Annotated in this window: 13 protein-coding genes and 2 pseudogenes; 14 read left to right on the top strand and 1 reads right to left on the bottom strand. The window is 52.6% G+C overall.

The genetic code is table 11. The features are described 5' to 3' along the window. Nucleotides 1-29: 29 nt before the first annotated feature. The 10 genes from ACQGXV_RS30700 to ACQGXV_RS30655 all read left to right on the top strand — a co-directional run bounded on the left by ACQGXV_RS30700 (nt 30) and on the right by ACQGXV_RS30655 (nt 10,988). Nucleotides 30-1,556: an ABC transporter substrate-binding protein gene (locus ACQGXV_RS30700; RefSeq protein WP_440864144.1), complete on the top strand. Its 1,527-nt coding sequence runs from the start codon at nt 30-32 to the stop codon at nt 1,554-1,556. Further along, on the top strand, nt 1,546-2,499 hold the full coding sequence (locus ACQGXV_RS30695) for an ABC transporter permease (protein ID WP_440864143.1): 954 nt from the start codon (nt 1,546-1,548) through the stop codon (nt 2,497-2,499). The genes ACQGXV_RS30700 and ACQGXV_RS30695 overlap by 11 nt, the downstream gene beginning before the upstream one ends. Next, nucleotides 2,496-3,248, top strand: a complete 753-nt coding sequence (locus ACQGXV_RS30690) for an ABC transporter permease (RefSeq protein WP_440864142.1) — start codon at nt 2,496-2,498, stop codon at nt 3,246-3,248. The genes ACQGXV_RS30695 and ACQGXV_RS30690 overlap by 4 nt, the downstream gene beginning before the upstream one ends. A 17-nt stretch (nt 3,249-3,265) precedes the next feature. After that, the gene (locus ACQGXV_RS30685) at nt 3,266-3,832 is read left to right on the top strand and encodes an ATP-binding cassette domain-containing protein (protein WP_440867732.1); all 567 of its coding nucleotides are present in this window, start codon (nt 3,266-3,268) and stop codon (nt 3,830-3,832) included. Between the two features lie 120 nt (nt 3,833-3,952). After that, entirely contained in the window at nt 3,953-4,963 is a 1,011-nt protein-coding gene (locus tag ACQGXV_RS30680) for an ATP-binding cassette domain-containing protein (RefSeq protein ID WP_440864141.1), read from the top strand. 55 nt (nt 4,964-5,018) lie between these two features. Continuing rightward, nucleotides 5,019-6,713 (top strand): ABC transporter ATP-binding protein, encoded by a 1,695-nt coding sequence (locus tag ACQGXV_RS30675; RefSeq protein ID WP_440864140.1) that lies wholly within the window; start codon nt 5,019-5,021, stop codon nt 6,711-6,713. Further along, nucleotides 6,713-8,473, top strand: a complete 1,761-nt coding sequence (locus tag ACQGXV_RS30670) for an ABC transporter ATP-binding protein (protein WP_440867731.1) — start codon at nt 6,713-6,715, stop codon at nt 8,471-8,473. Before ACQGXV_RS30675 ends, ACQGXV_RS30670 begins: the two co-directional genes overlap by 1 nt. Next, nucleotides 8,433-9,743, top strand: a complete 1,311-nt coding sequence (locus tag ACQGXV_RS30665) for a cytochrome P450 (RefSeq protein ID WP_440864139.1) — start codon at nt 8,433-8,435, stop codon at nt 9,741-9,743. Before ACQGXV_RS30670 ends, ACQGXV_RS30665 begins: the two co-directional genes overlap by 41 nt. 135 nt (nt 9,744-9,878) lie before the next feature. Beyond that, entirely contained in the window at nt 9,879-10,757 is an 879-nt protein-coding gene (locus ACQGXV_RS30660) for a hypothetical protein (protein ID WP_440864138.1), read from the top strand. Between the two features lie 63 nt (nt 10,758-10,820). Further along, complete coding sequence (locus ACQGXV_RS30655) at nt 10,821-10,988, top strand: hypothetical protein (RefSeq protein ID WP_440864137.1); 168 nt, start codon at nt 10,821-10,823, stop codon at nt 10,986-10,988. Nucleotides 10,989-11,355: 367 nt separating this feature from the next. Here the strand turns inward: ACQGXV_RS30655 and ACQGXV_RS30650 are convergent, their stop codons facing one another. Continuing rightward, entirely contained in the window at nt 11,356-12,330 is a 975-nt protein-coding gene (locus ACQGXV_RS30650; protein WP_440864136.1) for an IS30 family transposase, read from the bottom strand. 454 nt (nt 12,331-12,784) lie between these two features. Here ACQGXV_RS30650 and ACQGXV_RS30645 point away from each other — a divergent pair. From ACQGXV_RS30645 to oppB, 4 genes and pseudogenes are all read left to right on the top strand, one after another. Further along, nucleotides 12,785-13,591, top strand: a pseudogene (locus ACQGXV_RS30645) (ABC transporter substrate-binding protein); the annotation flags it as partial. A gap of 295 nt (nt 13,592-13,886) precedes the next feature. Next, nucleotides 13,887-14,810 (top strand): IS5 family transposase, encoded by a 924-nt coding sequence (locus ACQGXV_RS30640; protein WP_440863224.1) that lies wholly within the window; start codon nt 13,887-13,889, stop codon nt 14,808-14,810. 56 nt (nt 14,811-14,866) lie between these two features. Next, nucleotides 14,867-15,586 (top strand): annotated as a pseudogene (locus ACQGXV_RS30635) (ABC transporter substrate-binding protein); the annotation flags it as partial. A gap of 100 nt (nt 15,587-15,686) precedes the next feature. Continuing rightward, nucleotides 15,687-16,607 (top strand): oligopeptide ABC transporter permease OppB, encoded by a 921-nt coding sequence (gene oppB, locus ACQGXV_RS30630; RefSeq protein ID WP_440864135.1) that lies wholly within the window; start codon nt 15,687-15,689, stop codon nt 16,605-16,607. The last annotated feature ends 10 nt before the right edge of the window (nt 16,608-16,617 follow it).

Here is a 16,617-nt window from a genome sequence, read left to right as displayed (position 1 = left end):
CGGCGCCCGTTGGCATTATCAGGATTCGAATGAGAAACCAGAGAAAAACACTGTGGGTTGTTGCTCTGCTGGTTGCTGCCGTTGGGTTCTTCTGGAGACACAGCGACATCTCTGATACCTCGCGTGATGACAAAACGCTGCGTGTGGTCATGCTTGGCAGTCAAAATGAGACGCTGGAGTATGGTCAGGCCCAAACTTACTTTCCCTGGGCGGTGATGGGAAACGTCTGTGATGTGCTGGTCAGATGGCGCAATGGGCGGCTGGAGTACCAGTTGGCAACGGCCATTGAACCGAATGAAGATGCAACTCTCTGGACGATACGTCTGCGTCCCGATGTCTATTTCTCTGATGGTAGCCGATTATCGGCAACCAACGTGTTGACCAGCCTACAGCAGTTGTCGCAGTCCATCGGCTTTGGCAGTTTTTTTCAGGATGTTGATTTTACACGGAGTGTCGCAACGGGGGCCTTGACGCTGAGGTTACAATTGCACCAGCCACGCGCCGATCTGGTTCCCGCGGTGCTGGCGGCGGCCAGTATGGTGTGGAAAGCGGGTACGCAGACCGGTGATTTCCCCGTGTGCAGCGGTCCCTGGCAGGTGAGCCTCTTTGACGGCATCAACTGTGCCGAACTTACGCGTAACCCGTATGCCTGGCAACCTGTCGTTTACTTTGAACGCATCGTTATTCGTCCCTTGGCCGATGCGGCTGCGCGTGTCAATGCCTTGCTGAGCGGTGCCGCCGATTATGCGTTTGATATTCCCGTGAGCAGTGCGCGCATGTTGAACGGACAGCCCAAATACCGCGTACTGCGCAGCGGTATCGTCGGTGCCAACGCCTTCTATTTTTCCATGAATACGCGTATTCCGCCTTTTAACGACGTTGAAGTGCGTCAGGCATTGAAGGCGCTGGTGAATCGCCAACAGCTAGTGGATGTGGTGTTGGAAGGGTATGGTTATCCGGGTAACGATTTGTTCGGTCAAGGTCTGCCCGGGGGGAATACGCTGGCCTGGCCGATAAAACACGATGTTGAAGCGGCTCGCCAAGTGTTTGCGCAAAAAGGCATTACTGCATTAACCCTGCTGACGGCCGACTTGACCCCTGGGCTTAACAACGCCGCCGAACTGCTGCGCCAGCAACTGGCGGAGATTGACGTCACGCTGACGCTGGTGCGGATTAACCCGGCAGACTATCTCAGTGACATTCGGCGGCTCCATCAAGCGCCGTTAATGGCCATGTTTGCTCTCAATCGCCCCTTTGTCGCCGCGCTACCCGTGCTGTTCGGCGACAATAATCCCTACAACTACGGGGGATGGTATTCCTCCAGTATGGCAGAGCGAGTGACTCGCCTGCGTGCTACGCCCGAACCGTCGTTACAGCAACCGCTGTTGCAACAATTGCAAAGGCAAGTCATGCACGACGGGCCCTATCTGGTGTGGGGTTACCGCGATCAATTGTCAGCGGCAGTTACTGATTTGCAGGGCGTGGAATTAAGTCAGGGGGTACCGCTATTTGCTGATGCAGACTGGATAAAAGGCGCGTCGGCAAATGGTCGTTAATCTCAGGCGATTCTGCCTGCTGCGGGTGCTGACCACGCTGTTTTCTCTGTGGCTGGTGAGCGTACTGACGTTTTATGCGGTGGCAACGGCCCCCGGTGATGCGGTGAACCGGGTACTGGGCGATCGGGCAACGCCGTCGGCGCTGGCCTACTGGCGTCATCAATACGGGCTGGATAAACCGGTAATGGTGCGATATCTGTACTGGTTTAAGGGCGCGTTAAACGGTGAATGGGGCCGTTCACTGACGAGCCAGCGGCCTGTGACAGATGTGGTTCTGCCCGCCATGAAGCGCAGTGCCACGCTGGTGGCCTGTGCGGCCGTTGTGATGTTGCTGCTGGGCTTCTCCGGCGGAATTATCGCGGCACTCTGTCACAGGGCATGGCCCGATCGATGGTTATCCGCACTCGCCCTGGCTGGGCTGAGTATCCCTGAGTTTGTGATTGCCACACTGCTCATCCTGATCTTTTCTGTGTGGATGGGGGTGTTGCCAGCGGTATCCCTGTCGGTTGACACTGCCAGTGTCGCCGAGCAGGTGCGTAATCTGGTGCTACCTGCATTGACATTAGGGCTGGTTGCCGTGTGCTATCTGCAGCGGATGGTGCGCATTACGTTGTTGCAGCAGGTTCAGGCTCCGTGGTTCATCAGTGCTCGATTAAACGGTGTAACGACGGGGGCTCTACTGCGCGACTATTTATTTCCGAACGCGGCGGCGTCGTTTATTCCGATTGTTGCTGTCACCCTTCCTTATCTCTTGGGCGGAGCAATTGTGGTTGAGCGCCTGTTTGGCTACCCCGGTCTAGGCAGCATGTGGGTTGATGCGTTTAATGCCCGAGACGGCGCATTACTTCAGGCGATTGTGATGCTGCTGGCGCTGAATACCGCCGTGTGCTGGCTGGTCGCGGATAGTCTTTCCACACTGATCGCGCAGCGTAGAACGTTATGAAAACGGTGCTATTGGTGCTGTTATGCGTTCTGTTTGCGCCGTTTTTAGCGCCGTATGATCCGGCGCGTAGCGTAGGGTTGCCGTGGCAAGTGCCGGATGCGCTGTTTTGGTGTGGAACCGACGCGTTGGGGCGCTATGTGCTAAGCCGTACCCTGCACGGTGGCGTTGCTATGTTGCTGTTTTCGCTGATGGCTATGTTGGTGGCGTCCATGGTTGGACTCGTCACGGGCATGGGGCTGTTGGTGTTACCCGATCGCGGGTATGCAGTGACGGCGCTGTTAGACAGTATCCTGATGTTGCCGCCGCTGTTGATTGTGATGATGACCTATTATGCACTCGGTCCCTCACCGCTAACCCTACTATTCGCCATCATACTGCTGAACGTGCCCTTTACTGCACGGTTTATCCGTGCGCTGGCAGAGCCGATGCTGGACAGCGATTACGTGATGGTAGCCCGTGCCGCAGGCGATTCTACCGGTCTGTTGCTTCGACGTGAAATCCTGCCGGGGGTGTGTCCGGCGCTGTTGTGCGATGGAGCAACGCGGCTGGTGGGGGCATTTTATCTTTTTTCTGCGGCCAGCTTTCTGGGCATCAATGCAGTCGGACAGGGGAATGACTGGGCGAGCATGGTCCGCGAGAGCCTGGAAGGGATGGCGCTCAATCCTTGTGCCTTGTTCTTGCCTGCAGTCAGCATCGCCAGCGTGATGATATTGATCAATCGGGCCGTTGACCGCCGGGGGCTCAGATGAGGTCGCCGGTGTTGCAGGTGACGAAATTAAGCGTCGAAGACGCCGTATGTAACCCAGTGCTGGCCGGCATCTCTTTCTGTCTTGGTATCGATGACGTACTGGTCGTTGTCGGGTGCAGCGGGGCGGGGAAGAGTACCTTGCTGCGATCGCTGCTCGGGGAACTTGCACCGGGGATGCGTCGGGTGGCAGGAGCGATCTTCTGTTGCGGTTGCGCAGTACATGATGCCGACGGTGAGCGTTTACGAACGTTGCGTGCACAGCAGTGCGCCTGGTTGGGGCAAGATCCGGCACAGGAACTGGTGCACACTCAGAGAGTTGAGCAACTGTTGCTGGGTTTTGTGTCAAAAACACCTGAAGCATTAAGTGACGCTGTCACGTTACTACGCGCGATGGGTTTACCCACGGATAACACCTTCCTGCGTCGTTATCCGCATCAACTGTCTGGCGGTCAACGGCGGCGCGTGGCGTTAATTCGCGTGCTGCTCAAGCGGCCTCGCTTACTGCTGTTGGATGAGCCTTTCGCCGGTATCGATGACGCACAGCGGTATAACATGATTGCGGTGCTGAGGGGCTTTGTTGAATAATTTAACCGTTTGATTTACATCTTCTTTAGTTAGAATGCATTTACAGAGAATGTATTTTGTTAGAACGACAAATCAAATAGTTAGCACAATAAAAAGCATTCCGAGAGGAAAAATTAGTCGTTGAAATTTTATAATGCTCATATAAATCAGTATCTTAAATTATTCAACAAAGCCGTGCTGAGGCATTGGCAGCGAGAGCATCGCGGTGCGTTGCTGCTTATCAGCCATCATGCAACCAGTGTGCGTGACCTGGCAACCCATATCCTGGTGTTACAGCACGGGCAGCAGCAGGCCTATGGTCCCGTGGACAGTCTGCTGGCGCAGAAGGATATTCCCTTGTTGAACCCGTGGCAGGCACCGGACAGCGCACCGATCTCGCTGTCGGTCGCTACGCGCACACGCCCTGTACTTGAACTCGATCGTCTGTTGCTGTCTCTGCCGTACTCAGAAAACCTGCTGCCGCCGTTGTCTTTGCAGCTTTACGCCGGAGAAATGGTGGCATTACACGGTGTGTCCGGAGTGGGGAAAAGCACGCTGGCTAAAACCGTGATCGGGCTTCTGGCACCTCGGCAAGGAACGCTGCGCTTAGCAGGGGAACCGTTGGCAGCGGCGGTTCAACAGCGTCAACGTGGTCAACAGCAGGCGGTGGCGTTTGTGCCACAGGATACGGCTCGAACCCTTAATCCCTTTCGGCGCGTTGGTGCGCAGTTATATCAGGCACTGCGGCGTTATGGCCTCCATCAGGAGTACGACGTTGAACACTTACTTGCGGCGGTTGCCTTGCCAGCGGATTATGCTCTGCGCTTTCCGGCACAGCTATCCGGTGGGGAATTGCAGCGGGTTGCTTTGGCACGCGCGCTGGCCGCTAAACCTGCCGTCTTGATTTGTGATGAAGTCACTTCAGCGCTGGATGCGCTCACCGCCAGACAAATTCTTGTCCTTTTACAACGTCTTTGCCATGAACACCACATGGCACTGTTGTTGATCACGCATCAGGTGGAAAGCGTACGTTCACTGTGCCATCGGGTGTTACTGCTGAGTCCCCGGTCAGGCATCACCCCTTCATTACCCCAGCAACAAGGAGAGCCTGTTAATGACGGAGCCGATAATCCCTCTATCGTCACCTACTGATTCACTTGAGAGTATCAAACCGGCGTCACTGTTAGCGCCTATTCGTGGTTGGATCATGCTTGCGGCAGTGCTGCAAATATTTTCGGCGGGGTTGGTGTTGGTACCGCTGGTTGAATTGTGTGAACTGATCCAAGTGTTGATGAGTACGTCGCTGACGCGACATAAAGAGGCCTGGCACGTCATTATGCTGGCCTGCGCCTGTCTGGCTTCCGGTTTGGCCCTGCGCGGCCTGGCGGAACTGATTACTCATCTGGCCGATAATCGTTTGGCCTTATCGCTACGCCGCCAATTAGCGCAACGCCTGTCTCAGGCACCGCTCGGCTGGTTTACTGCCCAGACCAGCGGACGGATCAAACAAGGGCTTCAGGATGACGTTACGGCAATTCATCATCTGGTGGCGCATGCCTGGCTCAATATCACCAATCCGAGCGCCACATTGCTGTTTGTCTACGGTTATCTGCTGTGGGTTGACTGGCGTATGACGCTGGTGGCTCTGGTGCCGCTGCTGCTGTTTACGGTGTTCTATCGGCAAGTGCAGAAAGGTTGTCAACGCAAAATGTCGGAATACGGTACAGCGCTGACACAGGTGAACCAATCAGTGGTGGAGTACGTGCAGGGCATCACCGTGGTCAAGACCTTTGGACTCAGCGGTAAAGCCCATCAGGCTTATTGTCGGGCAACAACTGGGTTTCAGCATTTTTTTCTGGATTGGGCGCTGCCGCTGATCAAGCCTGAGTGTTTGTCTGCCGTGATGATCGCGCCCATTACTATGCTGATGTTGATACTGGTCGGCGGCATCGGGTTGATGCATCAGGGGATGCTTGGGATGACAGAACTGCTGCCGTTTCTGGTGATTGCGCTTGGGATCTCGGTGCCCGTGACCACACTGAGTCACAGCGCGCAATCCCTGCGTATGGCGAAAACCGCGTTAGAACGGCTTGCCACGCTGCTGGCGATCCCACTGCAACCGGAGCCGACGCTGAGCCGGTTTCCTCAGAATAATGAGGTCGTGTTTGACCAGATTGATTTTAGTTATCAGCCTGGTGCCCCCCTGTTACACAAAATCTCGCTCACCCTCGCGCCAGGCACGGTAACCGCGTTGGTCGGTGCCTCTGGCGCGGGGAAATCAACGTTGGCGCGCTTATTGTTGCGCTTCGATGTGCCCGACCACGGCCAAATTACCCTGGGTGGCATTGCGTTGAGCCAGATTGACAGCCGACATTTATACCGCCAGGTCGGTACTGTGTTTCAGGACACGCGACTGTTGCGTATGAGTTTGTATGACAATATTGCGCTGGGCGATCCGCAGGCCAGCATAGAGCAGGTGGTTGCCGCAGCCAAGGCGGCCCATATTCACGAGCGCATTCTGTGTTTACCGCGCGGTTATCAATCGGTATACGGCGATGATGCCACACTGTCAGGCGGTGAGGAACAGCGGGTCAGCATTGCCCGCGCGCTGTTACTGCAACCTGCCGTGCTGGTGTTGGATGAGCCCACCGCGCAGGCGGATGCTGAATCAGAAGCCGCGATACAGTCAGCGTTCAATGCATTGATCGCGCATCAACGTCGTCAGGTGGTGCTGGTGATCGCCCACCGTCTGGAGACCATCACGCACGCAGATAACATTGTCGTGCTGTCGCATGGCCGCATTGACGCGCAAGGGTGTCATGCCGATTTGCTGGCCGGTGGCGGTGAATATGCGCGGCTGTGGGCGGTACAACAAGGGCAACAGGAGGCAATATGCTGTTGATGCGCCTGACCAGACTGATGGGGAAATCTCACGCGTTGTTGCTGCGGCATTATTTGCTATGGGTGTTCAGCTATTGTCTGATGCAGGGGCTGACGTTTGTACTGGTGGTGCCCATTATCCGCGCTCTGCTGGATCTGCGCGTGGACGATGCGTTGATGTGGTTGCTGCCGTTAGGAGTGGGGGTAGTGCTGACCGGGTATTTGCACTATCGCGCGGCGTACAGTGGATTTCAGGTGGCGGCAACGTTAATGAGCCAGTTGCGTCGCCGCATTGGCGATCATGTAGTCACATTACCGCTGGGCTGGTTTGTGCGCGCCAATACCAGTCGATTGGGCCTATTACTCAGTCAGGGCGTGATGGAGATCCTGGGATTGCCTGCCCACCAGTTAACCCCCTTGTTACGTGCGGTGATCACGCCTGCGGTGGTGGTGGTGGCAACCAGTTTTTTCGACTGGCGCGTAGCACTGTGCGCGTCGTTTCTGTTTCCCATGTTGGGGATGGTGTATTGGTGGGCCGGGCGACTGGGGCGTACCGCCGACCGGGCCGTTCAGACTGCCAATGCACAGGCGTGCGATCGCATGGTGGAGTTTGCGCAAAGCCAGCCGGTGTTACGCACCTATGGCAAGTCCGCACAGGGATATCGACAGTTTGATCAGGCGCTTGTGGCGCAAAGCCGGGCTGGGCGGCGTCAGTTATGGCTGGTGTTGCCACCGTTGCTGTTGAACACCTGGTTGGGGCAATTGGCTTTGATGGGGCTGATGGCAGGGATTACCTGGCTGGTGGTGATGGAAGGCGATGCGGCGAAGCAAACCACGCTGTTTGCCTTACTTGTGTTGGTGAGCAGGGTTATCGATCCCCTCAGTGAGGTGGCCTCTTATGGCTCAGGTATCCGTATGGCGTCAGCCCAAATGGAAGCGGCTGAAAACGTGTTGTCACAACTGTCGTTACCGGCACCGACAGAGCCCGTGCCTTTACCACAACACTACACCATCGAATTGCGTGATGTGACCTTCAGCTATCAGCCCGGTGTTAGGGCGCTGCAGCGTGTCTCCGCGACGCTGCCGGCTAATAGCGTGACCGCCGTGGTGGGCGCATCCGGTTCGGGGAAAACCACCTTGACCAAGTTGATTGCCCGTTTTTTCGATCCGGATAATGGGGTGATTGCTATTGGCGGCATTAATGTGAAGAACTTCCCGGTCAAGCAACACATTAATATGATTTCACAAGTGTTTCAGGACAATTATCTGTTCAGTGGCACGCTGCGGGAAAACCTGATGATGGGAAACCCGGCCGCTGATGATAACACCTTGAAAAACGTTCTGAAACTGACGCGTTTGGACGAGGTTGTGCAGCGCTTACCGCTGGGACTGGATAGTCGGGTCGGCGAAGGGGGCGGATTTCTGTCGGGGGGGGAACGTCAGCGTGCCGCACTGGCACGTGCATTGCTGAAAAATGCGCCAATTCTGCTGCTGGATGAGGCGACCGGTGCGTTGGATCCGGAAAACCAGGAAGCGATCGCGCAGGGGCTTAACGCGTTGCGTGGTCACTGCACCATGCTGGTCATTGCCCATCAACTGCACACCATCCGCAATGCAGACAACATTTTAGTGCTCGACAACGGGCAAATTGTGGAGCAGGGCAATCATCAACAGTTGTTGGCCAAAAATGGACGCTACGCGGCCCTTTGGCAGGCAAAAGTACGCGCTGAAGGATGGCGTATTGTACATCCCCGAGAAGATCAAGGAGGAGATAATGTCTGAGCATCTTTGTGACAGTGAACGTTGCGCTACGTATTGGCCGTTGCCTGATGTTGATTTAACGGATTTGACGCTGTTCTCTCAGGGCTTCCCCCATGACGTGTTCACTCAATTACGACAGAATGATGGCGCGCTATATCATCCGGCTACGCCGTTGACGCCGGATAATGAAGGTTTTTGGGTGTTCACTCGCTATCAGGATATTGTACCGCTTGCCATAGATATCGACACCTTCTCCTCACACCGTGGTGGCGCTCGTACCGGTGGCGGAACCATGATTGAGGATCTTCCCAGCGCCGCAGGGCCAGGGACCGTCATCAATATGATGGACGATCCGCGCCACAAAGCGTTGCGGCGTCTAATGGCGCCGGGGATCACCCGTGGACGCATCGCTGCGCTGGAGCCGATTCTCACCGTGGCGGCACGTCAGGCCATCGTGAGCGCGTTAACCAAAGGCGAAGGGGATTTTGTGTCGGATATTGCCGCCGAACTTCCGCTGTTTGCCATCGCGCATTTGGTCGGGATTCCTCCTGAAGATCGGCACCCGATCTCGGAGTGGATTAGCGCGGTGCTTGATTATGCCGATCGTCAATTGGGGCAGAGCAGTGCCAGCAGTCAGCAAGGTATGCAGCAGTTTATGGCTTACGCACAGCGCTTTGTGGAACAACGCCGTCAGGCTCCCGGTGATGACATTGTTTCGCTGGCAATTGCGGGAGAACTGTCTGCTGAACTGGGCAGCTTAACGCCGATGGAGCAGGTGATGATGTTTAGCGTGGTGATGGTGGCCGGCTTGGAAACCACGCGCAATGCCATTGCGGGGGGAATACTGGCGTTTATTCAGCATCCGCAACAGTGGCAGCTGTTGCAACGTGAACCAGTGCGAATGAACCGGGCGCTGGAGGAAATTCTACGCTGGACCTCTCCCACGCCGTACAACCGCCGGACCGCGACGCGTGATGTTGACGTCGCAGGTAAGCGCATCAAGGCTGGCGAGAAAGTGACACTGTGGTGGGCTTCGGCCAATCGCGATGAACAGCAGTTTGAAAACCCCTTTGCCTTTGATATCTGCCGGGAAAAAAATCCCCATTTAGCGTTCGGTATTGGGGGACACGGCTGTCTGGGGGCGCAGTTGGCGACGTTGGAGATGCGGGTTGTCTTTCGGGAATTGCTAAACCACATTGATACCTTCGCCTTAAACGGTCCCGTGGAATGGGTGCGCAGCAACAAGCACACCGGTATTCGGCGTATGCCGCTGCGCTACCAAGGGTTATAGCGGTAGAGTGCGGCAATGCTCTCTTGTCATGAAGAGCAGTAATAGCCGTTAAAAAATAACGGCTTATTTTTTGAATGAATATTCTGCGTTTACGGTGTAAAAACCAGTATCTGTTCAATACGCTAAGTTATTCTCATGTCTATATTGATACCGCATCGATCGTGCTCAACGCTTATTCCATCATCCCCCTTATATGATTCAGATGCGCATAGCCATCGGCTCGGTGTCCTTATTTCAGCGGCTATCGAGGGGACGCCTTTGCATTGTGATGGTGGTGATGGAACCACGATAAAACAACACCTTGATAGCGTATACCATCGGGCAAAAAATAACTGTTGTGAGAGCATTGAATTATTACAAAATATCGCCCTTGGGAAAGGCGAGATTGCAACGCTTACCCAGGATTACCTCTGGCGTATCGTGTGCCAGGATGACGACGGCGCAGCCAACGTCGCCAAAAAGGCGCGCGCGCAGTGTCAATCGTTAATCACAGATTTCCCCCAGTGGATCAACAATGCGTTTCTACAAGACCGGTTTGCGCTGTTGTTTATTGCTGGCACGCACCTCAAAGACGAAGAACCCTGCACGGATAATATACCGGCCCTGGTGAAAGAAAAAATCATGGATCTCGATAGGTTGCCCGTTAAACCGAAGTGGTATACCCCGGAGCAAGGGACGTTTGATGCGGTAGATTACGCCACTTTCAACGACAACAACCGTCAACTGCGCTACGTGTTGCCTGAAGACGGCGCCTGCCAGTTTCGTGCGGCCTTGATGCTACGTGATAGAAATGAAAATTGGTTGGAAGTCGATAAATCGGTTATTTTGCAGGAGATAAAAACGACAGATTGGGAACCAAAAATACAGATGGCGATAAAAAATGCCATCGCTAACATGGGTGAGGTTTACGGTTATTCTCCTGTTACTGATGGGGAATCTGTTGAGGCGATAATTTACAACAATACCATTGCTAACGGTGCGTTTACGCTTTATTCGCCACTGGCGGTTAGATAGGCATTACCTGAAGCGTTAAGGAAATTAAAAAATCAGGAAAACGGCAATGAGTATTTATCTGATATGTCTTTTGAACAGTGGGAAAACTTCACGCACCTTATTTCTGAAAATCTGATTTACCAATTGAGCATGAACGTGCATGACAGCACTCAACCCTATGCTGAGTGGAATGTCGAACAGGCGCATTACAATGTGATCGTTGCCTCGGATGAGCGCTTTCCCCGCGCTTAGTTTCAACTATGCTGTAGGGGTAAACGTGATTTTTTGCGAATGATGCCATCACATCATTCCGTTGCTTATTATATCGATACTAATAATGTGGGTTGCATCACATTCTGACGAGATGAGGTATTTATCCATATAAATAGCAGGAAACTGCATTTCTCGTTGTCCGCCCCAAGATTACCCTGTCTTGGATTTTTTACAGAAAAATCACCCTACTGAGACAATAAACGTAAGCTGAAAAAATAACTTCCATCGGCAGATGACGCGGCGGCGTTATGTGGAACACCGCATCAAGGGTAAGTCGCTGTGGTGTAGTTCCCTGGCAAATGGTAAGGCCCCATTCCCACTCGAAACGCAACAAAACGGTAGAGGCTTATGCCACCAGTAAGTGCGTTAAAAATACCTCATTGGGGGAACGATAGCCCAGCGATTTTCTGCCCCTTGTATTGAGTATGTGTTCGAGTTCGGCAATCTTACGATGACTGACCTGACTGAAGTCTGTTCCCTTTGGGTAAAAACGTCGTATCAGCCCGTTGGTGTGCTCATTCAAGCCCCTCTCCCAGGAATGATAAGGATGGGCAAAGTAGACCTGCGCCCCTGTGATTTGAGTAATTTGCTCGTGCAGAGCGAATTCAGGGCCGTTATCAGCTGTTAGGGTCTTAAACTTGCAAAAGGTATTAGCTTCAATGTCCCTGAAAGCAGCAACCACAGTCTCCGCACGCTTATTAGGCAGTTTGCGAATGATGACGTTTTTCAATGCTTTATCTACGATGATTAACAAGAATGACTTCTGGTCTTTGCCAAAAATAGTGTCAATTTCGAAGTGGCCAGGCTCCTGTTTAAGCTCGGCTTGAGCTGGGCGATACTCAATACCAACACGGTTGGGAATAGGGCCTGATTTGAGGTTTTCGGCATTGTACCTGTAACGTTTTCCCCGATGAGGAAGTTGCTGATATAGCTCCCCGCCAGCCTGTCTCTCCTGCAGGATATAGCGATATAGCGTATTCTTGCTGACAGATATACCGAATTCCAGGTGCAAACGGCCACTGATAATTTCAGGTGAAGAGTGAGTGGAAAGCGCCTGCCTGATGAAGTTCTGAATGTGTGGCTCCAACGGGTAAAAAGCATTGTTTGGCAGAGGCTTATGACGGTGTTCCCGGGCCAGAGTGTCCGCCCTTCTACAGCAGTAGACACCATTGAAAGTAGGGTCGGTATTGCGTCTGAGTTCCCTGCTGATGGTCGAGCGAGGCAGAGCAAGCTCTCTGGCGATGGTAGCTTGGTTGACACCTTCACCACGCCGCTTTTCGATGTAGAACCGTTCTTTCTGAGTCAGAGGTTTTCCCTGCATGCAACAGGCTCTCCAGTATGGCCAGAACGGTGATTTTATCCGACTCTGGCAAGTGGGTCACTTTGTTGCGTTTCGAGTGGGAATGGGGCGATTACCATAACATTATTTACCTGTTATTTGCGTGAGAATAACCCGTCGTTTATCAGCGTCATCTCAGAATGGGTAGCCAGCGACCAGAATAATGTTTAATGTTTGAAGCGCTTCCAGGATACGTCTTGCATTTCCCTCAGAGCCATATGCTTTGAAGGAACCCATTTGATATCAATGTGATAACATAGAGAGGACCGGATATATGGACAAAGAATTATCAGGTTACGCTGTTTCACAAATAGAAGATTCGACTCAAATACGACGTCAATGGCTTACGGGGGCAGCACGACTTGCCACAACAGTGGCGTTATTGTTGGGCTGTTGGGGGTGCGGCGCGCTTGTCGCACGTGCGGCTCCGCCGCCCGGTACGACGTTAGCCAAAGATCAGGTGCTGGTGCGAAACAACGGTGCGGAAGTGGCTTCCCTCGATCCGCACAAAATAGAAGGTGTGCCAGAGTCCAACTTGTCTCGCGATCTGTTGGAAGGGCTGGTGATTACCGATCCGAATGGAAAAATAGTGCCTGGTGTGGCTGAGCGTTAGGAAAATCAAGATTTCCGAATTTGGACGTTCCATTTACGCAAAGATGCACGCTGGTCGAACGGTGATCCTGTAACCGCGCAGGATTTTGTTTACAGTTGGCAACGATTAGCCGATCCGGCAACCGCTTCGCCTTACGCCAGCTACCTGCAATACGGGCATATCGTTAACATTGACGACATCATTGCAGGAAAGAAAACGCCGGACACGCTGGGTGTCAAAGCCGTTGATGACCATACGCTGGAGGTGACGCTGAGCGAAGCGGTGCCTTATTTTGATAAGCTTCCTGTTTATCCTGCCATGTCGCCATTCAACCGCGCGGCGGTAGAAACCTTTGGAGAGAAATGGACGTTGCAACAAAATTGGATCGGTAATGGTGCTTACACTTTGAAAAGCTGGGTCGTTAATGAACGCCTGGTGTTAGTACGCAACCCACGCTACTGGAATAATGCCAATACCACCATTGAGCAGGTGACGTATTTACCCATCGCGTCAGAAGTCACTGACGTAAACCGCTATCGCAGCGGTGAAATTGACATGTCGAATAATAAGTTGCCGATTGAACTGTTTCAGAAAATGAAACAGGAAATACCCAATGAGGTTAAAATTTCGCCCTATTTATGCACCTACTGGCTTTGTTGAATAATTTAACCGTTTGATTTACATCTTCTTTAGTTAGAATGCATTTACAGAGAATGTATTTTGTTAGAACGACAAATCAAATAGTTAGCACAATAAAAAGCATTCCGAGAGGAAAAATTAGTCGTTGAAATTTTATAATGCTTATATAAATCAGTATCTTAAATTATTCAACAAAGCCGCACCTACTATTATGAAATTAATAATCAGCGGGGCTTTGTTGAATAAATCGAACTTTCAGGGGATCGCCGGATCAAAGCACTATCATCGCTCCCGATAGCAGCTCCCCATGGCAAAGCAAAAGTTTAAAATCACCAACTGGCCCACCTACAACAAAGCACTCAGACAACGCGGCTCCCTGACGGTCTGGCTTGATGAGTCGGCCATCGCTGCATGGACTGACAGTGCTTCGCCTGAAGGTCGTGGTCGGCCGCTTTACTACACCGATATGGCTGTTACCACGGTTTTGATGATAAAGCGCGTGTTTAACCTGTCGCTCCGGGCATTACAGGGCTTTGTCGACTCGGTTTTTACACTGATGAGCCTGCCACTGCGCTGCCCGGACTACTCTCTGGTCAGTCGGCGGGCAAAAACCGTCAGTATCAGCATAAAAACGCCAACGCGTGGTGAAATCTCGCATCTGGTCATCGACAGTACCGGTCTGAAGGTCTTTGGCGAAGGTGAATGGAAAGTCAGGCAGCATGGGGCTGACAGACGAAGAGTGTGGCGCAAGCTTCATCTGGCAGCAGACAGTGCGACGCATGAGATTATCTGTGCCGACTTATCGCTCAGCGGAACGACAGATGCGCAGGCACTGCCGGGCCTGATTAACCAAACCCACCGAAAAATCAGGGAAGTGTCAGCAGACGGTGCTTATGACGCCCGTTACTGCCACGATGCGTTGCTAAGAAAGAAAATCAGGCCCCTTATCCCGCCGCGAAGCGGAGCCAAATACTGGCCGGACAAGTACCATGAACGTAACCATGCGGTGGCGAATCAGCGTCTGAGCGGGAGTAATGATATGTGGAAAAAGAAAGTGGGTTATCACCGGCGTTCAGTGGCAGAAACAGCGATGTTCCGCATAAAAACTTTGCTGGGTGGCCATCTGAGCCTGCGTGACTATGAGGCTCAAGTAGGTGAAGCCATAGCGATGGTCAAAGCGCTGAACCGTATGACGTTGTTGGGTATGCCACACAGCGTCAGGATAGGATAACAGGTGTAGCAGAGGGAGTCATCCTGTCGGCTAATTCTGATTTATTCAACAAAGCCAATCAGCGGGCTCCCTTTACTGATGTTCTGGTGCGACAGGCGTTGCGTTTAGGGCTCGATCAGGCGATTTTAACCAACAAGGTCAAAAATCAAGGCGATATGCCTGCCTATGGATTTGTACCTCCTTATATTGATGGGTTAAAGGCCAGCGTGCCTGAGTGGTTTACCTGGACACAGGAGAAGCGTAATGCTGAGGCGAAGCGACTATTGAGTGAAGTAGGGTATTCACCCGAAAAACCGTTGACGTTGACCTTGCTTTATAACACTTCCGATCTGCACAAGAAAATGGCGATTGCTGCCGCGTCGATCTGGAAGCAAAATATTGGTGTGAATGTGAAATTGGAAAATCAGGAATGGAAAACGTTTCTCAGTACGCGCCATCAGGGCAATTTTGACCTGGCGCGCGCCGGGTGGTGTGCCGATTATAATGAACCGTCGTCATTTTTGAACAGTATGTTATCGGACAGCAGCTCAAATACGTCACATTACAAAAGCGCTGCGTTTGATACGTTTATGGCGAAATCACTGCAAGTGTGCAATGAACAACAGCGTACCGCCGTATATCAACAGGCTGAAACGCAATTGGACCAGGATGCGGTGACGATCCCGATATTTTATTACGCCAATACCCGGTTGGTGAAACCGTATGTCGGTGGTCTGACGGGAAATGACCCACTCGACAATATTCATGTGAAAGACCTTTATATTTTGCAACATTAACGCCGTTCCTTAATGTGCATCGCTTCTCTCTTGCCGAAAAAATGATCGGTAGAGAGAATGCGAACACAGAAACAGGTGCAATGCCTTTATAGGTAGAACCATGCTGAAATTTATTCTGCGTCGTTGTCTGGAAGCGATACCGACGCTGTTTATATTGATTACGATGTCGTTCTTTATGATGCGGTTAGCGCCGGGGAGTCCCTTTACTGGCGAACGAAACTTGCCTCCGGAAGTGATGGCGAATATTGAGGCCAAATACCATCTCAACGATCCGGTATTGAAACAATATGGAAATTATTTGCTGCAATTGGCGCAGGGAGATTTTGGCCCGTCCTTTAAATATAAAGACTACTCGGTTAACGATCTGGTGGCGAGTGCGTTTCCCGTTTCCGCTAAACTTGGTGCGGCCGCTTTTGTGTTTGCGGTGATCTTGGGCGTTACGGCAGGTACTGTAGCAGCGCTGTACCAAAATAGCCGTTGGGACTACACCATTATGGGATTTGCCATGACCGGCGTGGTGATCCCCAGTTTTATGGTCGCGCCACTTTTGGTGCTGGTGTTCTCGATCACGCTGCGCTGGCTGCCCGCCGGGGGATGGAACGGTGGGGCAGGCAAATATGTGTTACTGCCTATGGTGGCGCTTTCACTCTCTTATATCGCCAGTATCGCACGCATCACGCGTGGCGCGATGATTGAAGTGCTGCATGCCAATTTCATCCGCACCGCGCGCGCTAAAGGGTTGCCAATGCGTCACATCATTTTGCGCCACGCGTTGAAACCGGCCTTGCTGCCGGTGCTTTCCTACATGGGCCCGGCGTTTGTCGGCATTATCACCGGTTCAATGGTGATCGAGACTATTTTCGGTCTGCCAGGCATCGGGCAACTGTTTGTTAACGGTGCATTGAACCGGGACTATTCTCTGGTGCTTAGCCTGACCATACTGGTGGGCGGTTTGACGATTCTGTTTAACGCCATCATCGATGTGTTGTATGCCGTCATCGATCCCAAAATTCGTTATTGAGTGAGGTGAG

The organism is Symbiopectobacterium purcellii (assembly GCF_052050035.1).
Classification (GTDB): domain Bacteria; phylum Pseudomonadota; class Gammaproteobacteria; order Enterobacterales; family Enterobacteriaceae; genus Symbiopectobacterium; species Symbiopectobacterium purcellii_A.
Note: the sequence above shows the minus strand (reverse complement) of the source record. Positions and strands in the feature narration are given on the sequence as shown.